This is a genomic window from Halostagnicola bangensis (assembly GCF_054653435.1).
Genome location: NZ_BAAIGG010000002.1, coordinates 873,838 through 890,022, shown reverse-complemented (window position 1 = coordinate 890,022; position 16,185 = coordinate 873,838). Strand labels below are relative to the sequence as shown.

Here is a 16,185-nt window from a genome sequence, read left to right as displayed (position 1 = left end):
GTCGAATCGTTACGCGACATCGAACACCTCGCGCGGATTCTCGAGTACGACTTGCCGGATCGCGTCCTCGTCGATGCCGTACCGATAGAGTTCGAAGATGGCCCGTTTCAACGCGAACGGATCCGTCCGGAGTACGTTCGCACAGTCCGTGTCGATCATGATCCGTTCGGGGCCGTACTCGTCGATCGCGTCCGCGACGTCCGCGGCGTCGACGCCGATCAGCCACGAGTGGCCGATGGTGTAACTCAGGTAGCAGTCGGTGTTCTCCATGAGGTATGCGGTATTGTTCCCATCGGCGTGGGAGGCCACGATCTGTTCGTCGTCGATCCCGGCGTCACCCATTGCCTCGACGTCGAGTTTGACCGCCTCAAGCGCCGGATTGTCGCCCTCGATGACCGGCTCAGCCCCCAGTTCCGTGTTCTTCTCATATCCCGGAACGCCGATTCCCGAGCGGTAGGATCGACCGGAATCGCCGGACTGGTTCGGCGTGTGCAAGAGCACCGGCAGGTCGTGTTCGTCCGCGAGTTCCATCTGGGCCTGGACGACGGCGCATTGCTCGTCTACGTCCCAGGCTTCGACGTGCTGGGCGGGCGTGACGCCCGTTTCGCCGACGGCGACGACCTCCTCGAGTTCGCAGTAGTCGGCCATCGCCTCGAGCAGTTCGTCCGGGTTCTCGATGCGGACCCCGGTGTGGATGCCCAACCCGAGGTTCGCCTCGAAGAAGTGATCGCGCTCGATGGCCGCGCGGCGGTTCACCGCGTCGTCCCAGAGATATCGGACGTCCTCGGCCCTAACCGGCTTGTAGGGCGTCCAGTGGTAGCCGGAGGCGACCATCACCATCGACTCGCACCCGGCGAGAGTGTAGCGCTCCCGGTCCTCCCACGAGAGCGTGTGCACGTGGTTGTGGATGTCGATCCAGGGAAGGTTGAGCAGTTCCGTCGGGAGGTCGGGCCTCTCCTCGAGGTGTGTCGCATCGGTCGGTCGTTTCGTCGGGTGTGTTGGTGTCATGGTTCTGTGGCTGTCGTGGTACGTCGGGCGTTGGGATTTGCGAAAGCGAGGTCGTCCCGGGTGGCCGAACGAACCCGTCTCGAGTACCCTCTTCTGCCCGCCGGCACTTAGCGTTTTACGGCCTGGTAAAACTTTATCTGTGTGTCGAACCCACACACTGTTCGTATGTCATTGTTGATCGGAACAGACGACGGCCTGTACCGGGTCGACGAGATCCCGTTCGACCGATCGGAGGCGGAACGCATTCTCGAGTGCGACGTGGTGACGGCCGTAAAGTCGTGGGACCACGCGGACGGTGTCTTCGTCGCCTCCTCGAGCGGCGCGTACCGGTCGCGCGACGGTGGAGAGACTTGGGAGGACCTCGAGGTCCCGCTTGGGGATCGTTTCTGGCATGCCGGGGAGAGCGAAGTGTGGTCGATTCTGGCGACTGCCGACGGGGTGCTCTATGCGGGTACGAACGATCCGTACCTCTACCGCTCGGTCGACGACGGGGAGACGTGGACCGAGCTGAAGGGCTTTCGCGACCTTCCGTCTCGGGGCCACTGGGAGTCGCCGATAGATCCCCACTACGCGCGATTGCGGGCGCTCGAGGCCGTCCCCGGCCGACCGGAACGGTTGATCGCCGGCGTCGAAGCCGGCGGCATCCACCTGAGCGACGACGGGGGGCAAACGTGGCGGGATCGGCGGGATACGATCGTCGACGACGTGCATCAGATCCTGCCGATTTCGGCGGACGTCTGGCTCGCGACCACGGGGTATCTGGACCACGAACTCGAGAATCTCGGACTGGGCCACGCGGTCGGCGCGGGCGGGCTCTACCGGACGACCGACGCCGGCGACTCCTGGTCCCGCCTCGACGACGGGAACGACTTCTCTTACATCAGGTGCGTCTTCGTCCACGACGGCACCGTCTTTTTCTGTGGCGGGGAGGAGGCCCCGCCGGCCTGGGTCGAGGACGACCACGAGGCGGCGCTGTTCGAGTCGACGAACTTCGGACGCGATTTCGATCGGGTCCCCTACCCCGGCGAACCGCACGAGATCGTCGAGACGTGGGATGTGTACGAGGGGGACGTCATCTGCGGTTCGGGCCTGTTCGATGTGCCCGACCAGCGCGACGACGTCGAGGGCCGAATCATGCGACGAGACGACGACGGAGAGTACCACACCGTCGGCCGAGTCGAGGCGAACGTCAGCCGACTCGAGGTGATCTGAGTGTCCGATTCCGACTCCTCGAGCGAGCCGCCGTCGGCCCTCGGCCGAGCGCTGTACGGCGGCATCCTCGCGTACATGGCCGTCGACGGATTCAAGAACAACGAAAAGCGCGTCGAGGTCGCTCGAGCGAAGGGCGTTCCGGTTCCAGACCTCCTGGTTCCGTTCGTCACCGGCATGCTCTTCGTGGCGAATCTCGGCATCCTGTTCTGGAAGTTCCCTCGAGCGTCCGCCGGTGCACTGATCGTCTTCTTTTTGACCACCACGCCGTCGATCCATGACTTCTGGACCATGGAGGGCGAGGAGCGGCAGGCGAACAAGATCAATTTCCTGAAGAACGTCGCCTTGCTCGGGGGAGCGGTCATCTTGCTCGAGGCGGCGGACCGAGACGCCTAGAATCGCTTGTTCTTTTCCGAGTGTTGTTCCTGTTCACTACAACTGCTTGTTGATCGTCTATCGCCATCTTTTTCGTTGATCTTTTGAAGAACTGCTTATGCGACGGGAATTTGACAAGCTTGTCCGAGATAAGATTCCAGCGATTATCACACAGAACGGAGAAGAGCCCGTAACCAACAGAGTTACCGGCGAAGACTACTCTGACCGATTAGTAGAAAAGTTAGAGGAAGAGGTAGCTGAGTACCGAGAATCACGTTCTTTGGAGGAATTAGCGGATGTATTGGAGGTCGTCCACGCGATTCGGAAAACAAAGGGTGTGAGTGTCGACGAGCTAAATGAAAAGCGAGCACAAAAAGCAGAACAGCGAGGTCGTTTCGACGAAGGGGTTGTACTCAAACGAGTTGAAAAATAACTATCCTATACTTATCGATCAGGGAATCGCTATACGAACAGAAACCTCGCTCGCACAATGACTGCTACCGAAACAAGAATCGACTAGTCGGCAATCGCTTCGCTCGGTTCCGCTTCCACGCCCGCCCGCTGGATCCAGAGGTCGCCGAACAGCTCGTCCTGCTCGAGAACCACGCTCCCGCGATGGGCCAAAAATAGCAGTGCGAGGTAGGTCATGACCCGCGAGCCGCCGGTTTCGTCGATTTCGGCGTACAGCACTTCCTCCCGACCGTTCTCGTACTGGGTCTCGAGAACGCCCTCGACGTCCTCGATCACGTCCTCGATGTCCTCCTCGTGAGTGGTGTGGGTCACGTCGCCCGCGGTCGGTTCGTCGTCGACTCGCAGATCGTCGCCGGAGTGGTAACTCAACTCCTGCATGCCGCGACCGTAGCCGCTCGGCGAGTCGCTCGTGTCGTAGCTTCGAGATTCCTTCCACCAGGTACCGCGTTCGGCGTCTCGAAGCTCTCGAACGAGTTCGTCGAGCGTCTCCGGCTTCCCGCGGGCGGACTTGCGCTCGAGGCGTCGATCCATCTCCGCCTCGAGGCTTTCGATGGGGTCGAAGCCGGGTTCGTGGCCCTCGACGGGGCCTTCGTCGGCGAAGGGGGCCTCCCACGGCGGGAGTTCCTCTTCTTCGGGCTCGTCGGGCGAGAACAGTTCGTCGCTTTTCATCCGCAAGAGCACGCTCGCGTAAAACAGCGCCCGACCCGACGTCCGGAGGTCCGCCTCGTCGAGCACCTCGAGGAACTTGTCGGTCACGGCGACGATGTCGATATCCCACGGGTCGATCTCGCCGTCTTTGGCGAGCTGGACCAGGAGTTCGACGGGTTCGACTTCATCGTCATCGTCGTCCTGTTCTTCGCCACGCTGGGCGGAGCCCTCGGGGACCTCGCTCTCCGTTAGGTCGTCTCCAGCCGCCGCTTCTTCGCTGAACGAAAAGACGTCGTCGTCCGCGGAGTCGCTTGAGCGGTTGCGATCTTCGTGGCCCGCGATGTTGAGCGGGATATCGTCGTCCGGAGAGCCAGAGTCGGATTCACGCTCTCTATCCCCTCCGCCCTCAGTCATCCGCCGGCACCTCCTCGGCGCTCAGGTCGATACCCGTCACCGCGCTCACGTTGTCCTGTTGCATCGTCACCCCGATCGCTCGCTCGGAGCGGTCGAGCATCGCCGAGCGGTGAGAGACCACGACGAACTGAGCCTCGCCCGCGAGTTCGTCGACCATCTGCCCGACGCGTTCGGCGTTGACCGCGTCGAGGAAGGCGTCGATCTCGTCGAGCGCGTAGAACGGCGCGGGGTTGTGTCGCTGAATCGCGAAGATAAAGGCCAGCGCGGTCAGGGACTTCTCCCCGCCGGACATCGCGTCCAGACGCTGGATCGGCTTGTCGCCCGGCTGAGCCTTCATCGTCAACCCGTCCTCGAAGGGGTCTTCCTCGTTCTCGAGGTGCAACGAACCGGTCCCCTCCGAGAGCTTCTCGAAGATGTCCGTAAAGTGTTCGGCGATCGACTCATAGGCATCCATGAACGTCCGTTTCTTCTGAGATTCGTACTGTTCGATCCGCTCGCGAATGCCGTCGGCCTCCTCGACCAGCGTGTCTCTTCCTTCTTCGATACGCTCGAGATCGTCTCGAACCTCGTCGTACTCGTCGATCGCGAGCATATTGACCGGTTCGAGCGCTTCCATATCCGACTCGAGCAGTTCGATCATCTCGATAACGGTCTCGTGGTCCGGAACGTCTTCGGGATCGTAGTCGCCGACCTCCTCCTCGAGCGCTTCGAGTTCCCACTCGAGGTCGCCCGCTCGCTCGCGGTTGTCCTCGAGTTTGCTCTCGACCGTGTTGACCCTGTCCTGTTGTTGATCTCGAGCCGTTTTGGCGTCGCCGAGTTCGTCTTTGAGTTCGCGACGATCCTCCTTGAGTTCGGTTAGCTCTTCTTCGAGTTCCTCGACTGCTTCGCGTTTTGCCTCGAGGACGCCGCGTTTCTCCTCGATTTGCTCCTCGAACTCCTCGATTTTCACCTCGTGTTCGGCCCTGCGGTTCTGGGCCTCCTCGATATCGTCGTGGAGGTCCTCGATCGCATCTTCGGCGTACTGCTTCTCGAGTTCGAGTTCGTTGAGTTTGCCGTCTAGTTCGTCGATCTTGTCCTCCCGTTCGTCGATCTCACCGTCGAGTTCCTCGATCTGTGCGGTGAGTTCCGGAATCTTCGAGTCGGCAAGTTCGGACTCGAGATCGTCGATATCTGCTTCGATCTCTTCGATCTCAGCCTGCTTCCCTTCGATCTCTCCGGAAATCTCGGTCATCCGCTCGTCGACGGATTCGCGTTCCTCGCGGAGCTCCTCGAGTTCGTCCTCGAGGCGATTGATATCGTCCTTGAGATTTTCCCGGCTCTCCTCGATTCCCTCGAGTTTCGATTCGATCGAGCGCACTTCGTCCGTGGCGTCCGTCTGGCGGTCTCGAGCGTCGTCGAGTCGGTCCTCGACGCCCCGAAGCTCCTCGCGAACCGATTCGCGTTCGTCTTGCAACTCGGTGATCTGCTTTGCGACCCGCTCGAGTTGGCCCTTGCCACCGCCCGAAAAGGAGTACCGCGAGCCCTTTCGCGAGCCGCCGGTCATCGCGCCGCTTTTCTCGACGAGGTCGCCGTCGAGGGTAACCATCCGGTAATCGCCCATGTACGAGCGGGCTGTTTCGATGTCTTCGACGACGAGGGTGTCGCCGAGGACGTACGAGAAGATGCCGGCGTACTGGTCGTCGAAGTCGACGAGGTCGTACGCGAAGCCGACGATACCGGGGTCCGACGGTGCGCTCGGCAGGTTGCGTTCGCGCATCTTCGTGATCGGCAGAAACGTCGCCCGGCCGGCGTTTCGAGATTTGAGGTACTCGATACACTGCTGGCCGATCACGTCGTCGTCGACGACCACGTTCGCGAGTCGGCCGCCCGCGGCGGTCTCACAGGCCGTGGCGTACTCGCCGGATACCGTCCCTAGCTGGGCGACCGCGCCGTGTAAGCCGTCAATCCCCGAATTGAGAATTGTCGTGACGGCACGGCCGAACGAGGAGTCGCCGCTCTCGCCCGCGTTCGCCTCGAGTTCGGCGTACTCGGCCTGTTTAGCCTGAATGTCGTCGTCTAAGTCGTCGAGGTCGTCCTGAAGACGCCGCTTTTCGCCTTTGAGATCCTCGACGACGCCCTCGATGCTCTTCCGATTCTTTTCGGCCTTCTCGAGTTCTCGTTCGAGATCCGATCGCTGGCTCTCGAGTTCGGGGAGTTCGTCTTCGGTCTCCTCGATCGTTTCTTCTTTCTCACTGATCGCGTTCGAACGCCGGCGCGCTTCGTCAAGCAGGCGATCCTGCTCGCGCTGAAGGTCGTTTTTCTCCGTCTTTTCGTCCTCGAGTGCTTCCTTTCGCTCTTGCAGTTCGGCTTTGACCTCGTCGTACTCCGTGTCGACAGCGTCGATCTCGGCCTGTAGTTTCTCGCGTTCGGCTTCGCGTTCTTGAATCTCGGATTTGATCGAGGCCTTCTCGAGTTTGTGCTCGCGCATCTCGCCCGTGAGATCCTCGACTTGCTCCTGTTTGCGGTCGATCTGGACGAACGCCTCGCGCCGATCGGATTCGGCCGACTGGATCTGGTCCTCGCTGGACTCGATCTTGTCCTCGAGTCGGGAGATGTCGCCTTTGACTTCCTCGATCTCGCTTTTGATGCGCAACTGCTCGTCCTCGCCCTTGCGCTCGATTTCGGCGTTTAAATCCTCGAGGTCCTCCTGTAGACGGACGACCTTGCCCTGTCGCTCGTCGAGTTCGCGCTGGAGGTCCTCGAGGTCGCCTTCGAGTCCGTCGACCCGTTCCTGGACGTTCTCGAGTTCCTCGCGTTTTTCCTCGAGTTCGCTCGCCTTCCGGTAGCCTTCGAACTCCTCTTTCTCGCGGCGGAGTCGTCGGTAGCGAAGGGCGGTCTGGCGCTCGTCCTCGAGCTGTGCGAGGCGCTCGCGCTTTTCCTCGATACGGAGTTCGGCTTCGTCGATTCGCTCCTGGACGACCTCGAGCTCTTCGAAGGCGTCCTCTTTTTTCGCGTCGAACTCGGCGACGCCAGCGATTTCGTCGATAATCCCCCGCCGGTTGTAGGGCGTCATGTTGATGATCTCGGTGACGTCGCCCTGCATGACGACGTTGTAACCCTCCGGCGTGACGCCCGCCTGTGCGAGTAAGTCCTGAATATCCGAGAGGTTGACTGAGCGGTCGTTCAGGTAGTAATAAGAGTAGTAGTTGTCCTCGGTCTCCTTGACGCGCCTGCGGATTCGAACTTCCTCGCAGTCACCGACGTCGTCGCTTCCTGCCGCGTTGACGACCTGCGAGCGCTCGAGGGTGTTGTCGGAGTTGTCGAGGATTACCTCTACGGTCGCCTCGCGGGGGCCGGCGCTGTTGTCGCCGCCTTCGTGACCGGGATTGTAGATGAGATCGGTCAGTTTCTCGGCGCGGATACCACGCGTTCGAGCGAGCCCGAGTGCAAAGAGGACGGCGTCGATGATGTTCGACTTACCGGAGCCGTTCGGACCGGTAATAACGGTAAAGTCCTCGTAGAACGGGATCTTCGTTTTTCGGCCGAAGCTCTTGAAGCCGTCCAGAACGAGTTCCTTGATATACATCGTCTTGCGAAACCTCCATAGTTGACCTCCCTCGACGAGAAATCACGGCGATTATCCGTACCGGTCGGACCGTGACCGCTTCTCGCGAGCGGTCGCAGGAATCTGTTGTTATGCGACGATAATGTCGTCGCTACCTGAGTCTTCCGCTTCGTCCTCGCCGGAATCGGCGTCGGTCGATTCTGCTTCCGAGTTGGCCTCGGCGTTTGCGGCCTCAGCCTCCGCCGCCTCGGCGTCTATCATTTCGTCTGACGCCGGCTCCTCCGACGACGCTTCGCCCTTCCGGCTCGTCCGTCTCGAGGCGGCTCGCGTCGGCGTTTCTGTGTCCAGTTCGGCCTCGAGGACGCGGATGCGCTCTTTCGATTCGACGAGTTCTTCGGTGAGTCCTTCGACCGTCGACTCGAGTTCCGCAACCGTCGATTCCAGCTTCTCGACGCGGTTTTTCGACATACCAACTAGGGGTTGGTCCGGATACATAAACGTACGTCAGACAAGCATACTCGTATTGGCAGGAGTTATGGCTCGATATCGGATCGCCTCTAATGGCGTGAACACCCTCCTGTGACGACCTGTTGCTGGTGTGGTGAACGTGGAGCGAGCCAGACCACGAGACCGCCGTTCGCGTCGGAACTCAATTCGAACCGCGGCGGTGATCACCTGCCGCTTTGAGGAGGACGAATCTGAGGGCCAGCATGAGCACGCTTACGACGATCCAGGGGAGGGTCCAGGCCTCCGTGCCGTGGACGGCGTTGTGCAGATCCAACACTTCGTGACTTACCACGCCGTCGACGAGGTTGAACAGCCCCATGCCGACGACGATCGATCCGAGGAGAAACAGCGTCGAAAGCGCCTCGTCGGTGCGGTTTACGACCCGCCACACCATCCCGAGACCCAGTGCCGTTACCGCGACCATCGCGAGCAAAAACACGCCGTCGAACATGACGTTCGTTCGAAGCCCGTCGTAGCTGTAGGGATCGTAGAATCCCGAAAACAGGTGATGAGTATGAAAGATGAGATGAAAGATGATCACGTCGAGTACCGCACCGAATCCGAAGCCTGCGAGAACCCCGGCGAGAAAGAACGGTCGACGACGCGGCGGACTGTTCGCTTCGCTCATGGGCTCGCCCACGGAAACGAGTCGCAAAAATCACCGCCCGTCAACTGCGCGCTCGTTCCGAGACGCCGAACGGAGCGATTCGAGACCTACAGCGGGGATTCACTTGGCTCGAGATCACGGCCGCGTACCGAATCGGGAGGAAACTGTGGCTCGAGATCCGCCAAAAAGGTAAGATGATCAAAAAGCCGCAAAAACGAAACGCGGGAAGGCGACGTCCTTAGAGCAGGCCGGTCTTCTGGAGTTTCATGAGGTCCTCGGTGTCGAGGGTCTCTCCTTCCTTGAACTTCTGGTAGATCTCCTCGGCTTCCTCCTTGGCCTCCTCTTTTTTCTTGTCCCGCTGGGACTTGCGCTCTTTTTCCTCTTTCTTGTCGAGTTCGCGCAGACGCTTCTGGACGCGGACGAAGTCCTCGTGGTGCTGGTCGGCGGCTTCCTGAGCTTCGACGAAGGACTCGTGCATCTCGTCGGCCTCGTCGCGGATGTCGTCGGCCTCTCGATAGGCCTCGATCATCTCGTTGTGGTGTTCCTGGGCCTTGTCGGCGAGTTCGGTGACCTTCTGGTGGTGCTGGGAGGCCTCCGAACGCACTTCTTCGGCCTCTTCGACGAGGTCTTCGAGGTCGTCGTTTTGCTCAAGCTTGCCCTTTCGCTCGGCGTACTCCTCGCGTTTGGACTCGATCTTTTCGATGAGCTCCTGTTCTTCCTCACTCGAGAGGACTTCGGTCTGCTGTTTAAACTCGAGTTGCTCGATCTCTTCTTCGAGCTTCTCGAGGTCTTTTCCCTCGTCGAGCTCCATGTCGGATTTGAGCTTTTCGACGCGGTCGAAGAGCTTGTTCGCTTCCGCGTTGAGATCGTTACGGCTCTCTTTGTGCTCTTGAACCTGCTCGTTGAGTTCGTCGCGTTTTTCGCGGTGTTCCTGTGCCTCGTCGACCTTCTCGCGCGTCTTGGCGTTCAGGTCGTCGCGGCTGGATGCCCGCTCGGAGGCCATCTGGTTGAGATCGTTCCGTCGATCCCGCAGTTGGCCGGCCATCTTGATGAGCTGGCCTTTCGATTTGTTTTCTAGGTCGTCTTCTGTGAGTTCGATGTTTTTGGATTCGTCTACCATGTGTTAGTAAACCCTCTGTGCCATTCCCGCACCGGCGACAGCATACGCTCAGGACCTGCGAAATCTCGGTGAATAAGATTTCCTGTCATCGTTCGTCGAGCGATACGCGCCCCGATGGCGTTCTGGTACCTGTAACTACTGCCGCATGTAATTTAAATGTACCGGTACAAAACCCCCTGAAAACCGTTAGCAGGGGGGCCATACCGTGTGTTGAGAACTAGCATGGGGATCGCGATTGCACATAAATGACGGACGCTGTCGAGCAAGCAATTTTCTCTCTCACTGTCGATCAACCCCTAAGTATGAGGTTACGCTCAACCGTTTTCGAGTGCCTATCGAAGCGCGTGTGAACGAGTCAGTTTCGAAGTCCGCTCGAGCTACTGGTCGACTGTCAGTCTCCGTTCGGAGCGGTAATGTTTCTCCTGTGATAAATCGTTAATTCGAGCCGTGTAGCTCGTCTCCGTTTTACTTTCACTTTCACTCTCCTGTTGGCGGAGATTGACATGCCTTCCTGAACGAGACGTATCTATGCTGGAAGAACTCTCCTGTACGTGCGAACACTGCGACCAGTCACTCGAGTCAAACCGACTGATGCTCTCGATGCGAACCGAGGACGGAACGCGCCGAGCCTACGAGTGCGACTGCGGTGCAGTCACTATCACTGTCGTCAGTGACGACGGAGCCGAAATCGGTCGTCCGGCGAATCGATAACGGCACCGAAATTGAGTGAGAGACTCGTCGATGTCGGTTCGCTCGGACCCAGAAAGACCGCCCATAGAAGCGGTTTCGGCCTAAAATAGGTTCTCGAGCCGGTCGTCGGCGAACTGCTCGGCCGGGTCTTCTTCCGGCTCGTCCTCTTGTTTTTGCGCTTCGCGGGCGCGTTCCATGAACTGGTCGATCCGGTCGGAACGCTCGACGCCACCGAGCAAGACGAGCGCGGCGACCCGATCGCTCTGCAGGGGGAAGTCGCCACCCCGGACCTGCATGCTCCCGGTTTCGTCCTCGAGCCAGCGGCGAGACTTCTCGACGCCTTTTCGCGGGATCACGTCGGGCTTCCCGGCGATGACGAGCAGCGCCGCATCGGCGGTCGTTGCATCCGGGAGACTCGTCCCGGTCAACAGGGATTGTCTCGAGACGTTCATCACGGTTCGAATGTTCTCCTCGCTGTCATCGGCGGCGACCTCGCTCGCGTAGCCGAGCGCGGCGACGCCGCCTTCCCGAAGCGTGTTGATAACTTCGCTGGAATCGACGACGCTTTCGCCGACGCCGTCTATCCCCTCGCCCGACGCGAAGAGGAGTCCAACGCGTTGAGCGATGTTCTCGTTGATCGTTTCAAACGCTCCTTCGACGCTCTCTCCTTGTTCGTGCCAGGCGTCATTGTCGACCAGGAGCGTCGAATCCGCCTCGCGGACGAGTGTCTTCAGAGACCGTCCAGCGTTCGCCTGATATAGCGCCCCTTCGTTCTGTCCCGGGAGGATCCCGAGCGCGTAGACGGGAATGTCGTAGACTCGCTGGAGGTTGTTGACGAGGACTGGAGCCCCACCACTGCCGGTCCCGCCACCGAGACCGGCGACGACGAATACCGCGTCCGCGCTTGAGGTAATCCGACCGTCGATACCGCCGATAACTTGGTCGATGTCACGTTGCATGATCTCTGCGCCGAGTTCGTTATCGCCGCCGACGCCGTGGCCGTTGACGCGGTCTGCACCGATGAGTTGCGTATCGACGAACTCGAGAGACTGGAGGTCTGCTTTCGCGGAGTTGACGACGAACCCACCTTGAATCGCGTCGAACTCCATCTCGGCATCGAAACGGACGAGCCGTTCGGTTACCTTCCCACCAGCCTGACCTACTCCGATCAGGGCTACCTTCATACGACTCTCATGAGGGGGAGGGCTGTTGAACGTTGCGGGGTCGTTCGAGGGAACCGGGTGTACATTTAAATACCGAGACGAGGCCAGGACCTCCATGAGCGATTTCGAGCGGCTCGAACGGCGACTCGCCGCCGTCGAACGGGCACTCACGGAGAGCGATCGGCCGGTCCGCGACGTTCCGGAAACTGCCGCTATTGCCGACGATATCGACCGACTCGACGAACAAACGGAGGAGTTGGCCACTCGTATCGCCGAGCTCGAGGGGAGTACACAGGCACTGCGCGGCTACGTCGGAAACGTTCGCTCGGTCAACGAGAGCGTCGAACGACGCGCGGATTCGGCAGTCGCAACCGCCGACCGACTCGAGCGTCGCGTCGAAGCGCTCGAAAGAGCAACGACGGACACGAACACTACCGTACTCGTTTCCGGAACGGATGCACAGACGCACGCCCCTTCGACACGCGCGCGCGAGCAACGAGAACAGAATCACCTCACTCATCGTCGTCTCGGGGAGTTGAACGGGATCGATCACCAGCGGGTCGAAACCCAACTCGCCGCCCTCTCGCTATCGGACGAGAATGCGGGGGCGCGTGATTCGACGGGGACCGCTCCACCAGCAGTCGATGGATCGTCGACCGAGAGCGACGTCTCAACACCAGATACCAGGGCCGGTCGATCTGACAATACTCCCCTTCTCGAACGGATCCGACGTGTGCTTTCGTAGGGTGCCGTCCCAGTCGGTGACGATGGCTATCGGGGGATACCTCCCCGTCACTGCTCGAGGGTGTCCGACCGGCGGGGAGCTACTCGCCGACGCGAATCTCGACGGGTCAGCTTCAATGGCAACCCATTTGAGCCCGTTTCCCGTTCGAACCGATATGTTCTACGAGCAACGAATGTCCGTGCCCGATTCGCCGGAGCAACTTCGATCGGAGTACGAAGCCGACCTCGAGGAGATCATCGAAACCACCGGTCTCGATCAGATCTCGCTGTTGACAGGGGTAGACGAGGAAACCCTCGGGGCGATCGGAACGGGTAAAACCCCGTCGCTGTCGCTCGAGGACGCGGCCCAGATCCAGTCACAGGGGACGGACGATCCGGATCCGGAGACGATCGAAACGATGGCCTGTGAACACCTTTTGCTCGGCATGTCGACGGCCGTCCTCGACGTCGACGCCGTCGAGAGCGAACTGGGGATCGATCTCGATGCGAAGGAAATCCAACAGAAAATCGAGCGTCGAGCGCCGATGTCGTTCGAGGAGTACGTTCACTTACAGCACGTCATCGCCGGTAACGCGCCCTAACGCAGACTACCCTTCGAGCACTTCGTAGGCCACGCCGGCATCACGGAGCGCGTCCGTAACCCGTCCGACGGAGTCGATCGTCACGACCGCGACCACCTCGAGGCCGCGTTCCGCCGCGTCGGCGGCGACTTCACCAGCGGCAAAGTTTACGGCCGGAGCAGTTCCGGCCTGTCGACAGGCGACGACGGCTTCGACGCCCGTCGCCACGACGAGGTCTGGGCCGTCGCAGGTCTCGCTGACGAACTCGTCGGAAATTTCCCGACTGCCACCCGTTCGGACTGCGGGAATCTGGAGAACCGTGACCGAGCCGGGCTCGAGTTCCATGACGCCCTCGAAACTCGTGACGCCGACGTCGGTGCCGGCCTCGGCGTCGGTCGTGGCGACGCCGGTTGCCGGGCCTTCCTCTTCAGGGCTCGCGTGTAACAGCCCTTCCTGAACGGACAGCGTCACGGTCTCTCCCTCCTCGATGTCGTCGGTCGCGATATAGGCGGCTTCGCTCATCGCGTCGAGAACGTCTCCGGTGACGTGATCTGCGAACCGGCGAACGTCGTCGGCGGCGGTAAAGAGCCAGTCGACACCCTCGTTGGTAACCCGGTATCGGGAACGGCCCTCTTTTTCGACGAGACCGTCGTCGACGAGTTCGCGGATGTACTCGCTGACCGCCTGACTCGTCACCCCGACGTCGTCTGCGATCTCTCCCTGGCTCACCGCGGGCTGGCGCTCGGCGATCTGGACGAGGATCCGAAACCGCGTCGCAGCCCGTTTGTTGTCGAGGACATCGACCATACACTGGTCGTTAGGCGACGACACCAAAAAGGGGTGTGGTCGCGGGGAGCGCCCTTTCCCCACCAACCGTCGCCGAACGAGGACGGTTCCGACCTTTTAACTCCCGGCGATTCGACGATTCGAGCATGTCTCGGCCGATATTGATCGATACCGATCCCGGATGCGACGACGCACTCGCACTTTTGCTCGCGCTCGAGCGCGACGAACTCGACGTCGTCGGCATCAGCACCGTCCACGGAAACGCGCCCGTCGCCGACACGACGAGAAACGCCCGCTCGCTCCTCGAGTTCTTCGACCGAACCGAAATCCCGCTCTCGAAGGGGGCGACGCTTCCGCTTACGGTCGAACTCGAGACGGCCGAACACATCCACGGGGAGGGAGGGATCCGCGGCGAACTCCCGGAACCAACGAGTGAGACTGCACCGATCGAGGGACACGCCGCGCAGTTCATCGTCGAGAGCGCACGGGAGTACGAGGGCGAGCTAACGCTCGCGGCGATCGGACCGCTGACGAACGTCGCACTCGCGCTCGCGATCGAACCCGACCTTCCGGACCTGCTCGACGAACTGGTTATTATGGGCGGTGCAGCGTTTACTCCCGGAAACGTGACGCCGCTCGCGGAGGCCAATTTCCACTCGGATCCGGAGGCGGCGGCTCGAGTGGTTCGAGACGCAGAGCCGACGATCGTGGGACTCGACGTAACGAACGCCGCGAACCTCCCCGCCGACTGGATCGACTCGCTCCCCCAGGAGAGCCCGCTCGGCCGATCGATCGTCGAATGGCTCACCTACTATTCTGGGGACCAACTCGAGCAGTACGACTTCGAAACGACGGCGATTCACGACGCGCTGGTGGTCGCAGGTCTCGTCGACGACGGGCTCCTCGAGACCCAATCCTACCACATGACTGTCGGCACCGACTCGGATATCGATCAGGGAGCGCTCGTCTGTGACGTAAACGACGTCACGGACGGAGAGCCGAACGGTTCGGTCGCGCTTGAGGCCGACTTCGAACGGTATCGGGAGTTATTCACGGAGACCGTCGACCGAGTGGTCGCCGAACGCGGAAACTAGTTGTAAATCCGGCGTCCGATCGCGTTTTCCTCGATGAACTCCCGGTCGTACTCGACGCCGAGGCCTGGGTCGTCGGGAACCGGAACCGTTCCGTCGTCGTTGATCGACTCGAGCGCCTCCGAGTAGTCGCCGAGATACACCGGCGGTTGGGTGTTCGAACAGTCGGGATGGACCAGCGCGAGTTCGTAGTAGTTCGCGTTCCGAATCGCGGCGATGCACTGTCGTTGTGCGGGCCCGGGCGCGTGAAACTCCACGTCGAGGCCGAACCCTTCGGCGATTCTGGCCCGTTTGATCGCGCCGGTAATTCCGCCGTCGTACTCGGGATCCGCACGGACGAAGTCGGTCGCGTCGTTCGCGATGAAGTCGGTAAAGGGCTCGAGCCCGCGGACGTGTTCGGTCTGGAGGATCGGCGTCTTGAGTGATTCCCGAAGCTTGCGGTGGGCGTGCTGGGAGATGCCGCCGTCGCGGTAGGGATCTTCGTACCAGAAAAAGTCCTGCTCGTCGCAGGCGCGGCCGACCTTGAGTGCGTCGCCGTAGGTCTGGTACTCACAAGCGGGGTCGATCATCAGGTCCATCTCGTCGCCGACGCGGTCGCCGACGGCGTGGACGGTTTCGATTTCGCGGTCGATGTCTCTCGCAGCGTCGCTTCCGCCCCAGCCGTGTATTTTGAAGCCAGGGAAGCCAAGTTCCAGACACTCCTCGGCAAAGTCCGCGTAGGCCTCCGGCGAGTCGAGGCCGCCGTTGTCGTCGGCGTGATAGGTCGAAGCGTATGTCGGGAGTCGTTTCGTGTAGGTGCCGAGCAGTTCGTGAATCGGCACATCGTGGTACTTTCCGGCGAAGTCCCAGAGCGCGATATCGACCGGCCCGATTCCCATCCGGTCGTACTTTCGTAACCCTCGTTTGATCTCGCTCCAGTGGCGTTCGCGCTCGAGCGGGTTCTTCCCGATGAGATAGTCCGCGAACGTGTTGATCTGGGCGGCCGCCGGCGAGTTTCCGCCGACGTACTCGCCGGTGATCCCGACGTCCGTTTCGATGCTGAGCGCGAACAGCTTTCGCGTGGTCGTCGATCCGGGCTCGTAGACCAGATTGAACCCGTTCTCGTCCGTCCCGACGTCGGACAGTTCGTACGAGAACTCGATAGACTCGATTTCGGTGATCTGTGGTGGCACGACGAAAAGAGGGACGGCCACCCACATAAATTTCTGTCACGCGGGGGGACTGTGTACGCAATCGTCTAGGTTTCGT

Annotated in this window: 16 protein-coding genes; 7 read left to right on the top strand and 9 right to left on the bottom strand. The window is 60.8% G+C overall.

The window, feature by feature from the left end:
• Window positions 1-9: 9 nt before the first annotated feature.
• Window positions 10-1,008: a TatD family hydrolase gene (locus ACYQ14_RS06045; RefSeq protein ID WP_459885939.1), complete on the bottom strand. Its 999-nt coding sequence runs from the start codon at window positions 1,006-1,008 to the stop codon at window positions 10-12.
• Between the two features lie 165 nt (window positions 1,009-1,173).
• On the opposite strand from ACYQ14_RS06045, the gene ACYQ14_RS06040 reads away from it, so the two are divergent.
• From ACYQ14_RS06040 to ACYQ14_RS06030, 3 genes are all read left to right on the top strand, one after another.
• Entirely contained in the window at window positions 1,174-2,220 is a 1,047-nt protein-coding gene (locus tag ACYQ14_RS06040; RefSeq protein WP_459885936.1) for a WD40/YVTN/BNR-like repeat-containing protein, read from the top strand.
• A complete protein-coding gene (locus ACYQ14_RS06035; RefSeq protein WP_459885933.1) occupies window positions 2,221-2,613 on the top strand; it encodes a DoxX family protein in 393 nt (130 codons plus the stop codon).
• A 97-nt stretch (window positions 2,614-2,710) separates the two neighbouring features.
• On the top strand, window positions 2,711-3,025 hold the full coding sequence (locus ACYQ14_RS06030) for a nucleoside triphosphate pyrophosphohydrolase (RefSeq protein ID WP_459885930.1): 315 nt from the start codon (window positions 2,711-2,713) through the stop codon (window positions 3,023-3,025).
• 83 nt (window positions 3,026-3,108) lie between these two features.
• Here the strand turns inward: ACYQ14_RS06030 and ACYQ14_RS06025 are convergent, their stop codons facing one another.
• From ACYQ14_RS06025 to ACYQ14_RS06005, 5 genes are all read right to left on the bottom strand, one after another.
• The gene (locus ACYQ14_RS06025; RefSeq protein ID WP_459885927.1) at window positions 3,109-4,125 is read right to left on the bottom strand and encodes a segregation/condensation protein A; all 1,017 of its coding nucleotides are present in this window, start codon (window positions 4,123-4,125) and stop codon (window positions 3,109-3,111) included.
• Window positions 4,118-7,690, bottom strand: coding sequence for a chromosome segregation protein SMC (gene smc / locus ACYQ14_RS06020; RefSeq protein ID WP_459885924.1), 3,573 nt, complete (start codon window positions 7,688-7,690; stop codon window positions 4,118-4,120). Before smc ends, ACYQ14_RS06025 begins: the two co-directional genes overlap by 8 nt.
• A gap of 108 nt (window positions 7,691-7,798) precedes the next feature.
• Window positions 7,799-8,137, bottom strand: a complete 339-nt coding sequence (locus tag ACYQ14_RS06015) for a DUF7518 family protein (protein WP_283834527.1) — start codon at window positions 8,135-8,137, stop codon at window positions 7,799-7,801.
• Window positions 8,138-8,318: 181 nt separating this feature from the next.
• Window positions 8,319-8,804: a DUF2243 domain-containing protein gene (locus ACYQ14_RS06010; protein ID WP_459885920.1), complete on the bottom strand. Its 486-nt coding sequence runs from the start codon at window positions 8,802-8,804 to the stop codon at window positions 8,319-8,321.
• A gap of 217 nt (window positions 8,805-9,021) precedes the next feature.
• Entirely contained in the window at window positions 9,022-9,903 is an 882-nt protein-coding gene (locus ACYQ14_RS06005; protein ID WP_459885917.1) for a coiled-coil protein, read from the bottom strand.
• 528 nt (window positions 9,904-10,431) lie between these two features.
• On the opposite strand from ACYQ14_RS06005, the gene ACYQ14_RS06000 reads away from it, so the two are divergent.
• On the top strand, window positions 10,432-10,614 hold the full coding sequence (locus tag ACYQ14_RS06000) for a hypothetical protein (protein ID WP_459885914.1): 183 nt from the start codon (window positions 10,432-10,434) through the stop codon (window positions 10,612-10,614).
• Between the two features lie 80 nt (window positions 10,615-10,694).
• Here the strand turns inward: ACYQ14_RS06000 and ACYQ14_RS05995 are convergent, their stop codons facing one another.
• On the bottom strand, window positions 10,695-11,777 hold the full coding sequence (locus tag ACYQ14_RS05995) for a tubulin/FtsZ family protein (protein WP_459885911.1): 1,083 nt from the start codon (window positions 11,775-11,777) through the stop codon (window positions 10,695-10,697).
• 94 nt (window positions 11,778-11,871) lie between these two features.
• Here ACYQ14_RS05995 and ACYQ14_RS05990 point away from each other — a divergent pair, with 94 nt between their 5' ends.
• Window positions 11,872-12,501, top strand: coding sequence for a DUF7310 family coiled-coil domain-containing protein (locus ACYQ14_RS05990; RefSeq protein WP_459885909.1), 630 nt, complete (start codon window positions 11,872-11,874; stop codon window positions 12,499-12,501).
• Between the two features lie 154 nt (window positions 12,502-12,655).
• Window positions 12,656-13,081 carry a DUF5791 family protein gene (locus ACYQ14_RS05985; protein ID WP_459889998.1) on the top strand — a complete coding sequence of 142 codons (426 nt, stop codon included), beginning with the start codon at window positions 12,656-12,658 and terminating at the stop codon, window positions 13,079-13,081.
• A 6-nt stretch (window positions 13,082-13,087) separates the two neighbouring features.
• Here the strand turns inward: ACYQ14_RS05985 and ACYQ14_RS05980 are convergent, their stop codons facing one another.
• Window positions 13,088-13,867, bottom strand: a complete 780-nt coding sequence (locus ACYQ14_RS05980) for a DUF7839 domain-containing protein (RefSeq protein WP_459885906.1) — start codon at window positions 13,865-13,867, stop codon at window positions 13,088-13,090.
• 125 nt (window positions 13,868-13,992) lie between these two features.
• On the opposite strand from ACYQ14_RS05980, the gene ACYQ14_RS05975 reads away from it, so the two are divergent.
• Window positions 13,993-14,940 (top strand): nucleoside hydrolase, encoded by a 948-nt coding sequence (locus ACYQ14_RS05975; RefSeq protein WP_459885903.1) that lies wholly within the window; start codon window positions 13,993-13,995, stop codon window positions 14,938-14,940.
• On the opposite strand, the gene ACYQ14_RS05970 is transcribed toward ACYQ14_RS05975, so the two are convergent.
• The gene (locus ACYQ14_RS05970; RefSeq protein ID WP_459885900.1) at window positions 14,937-16,109 is read right to left on the bottom strand and encodes an enolase C-terminal domain-like protein; all 1,173 of its coding nucleotides are present in this window, start codon (window positions 16,107-16,109) and stop codon (window positions 14,937-14,939) included. The genes ACYQ14_RS05975 and ACYQ14_RS05970 overlap by 4 nt on opposite strands.
• Between the last annotated feature and the right edge of the window lie 76 nt (window positions 16,110-16,185).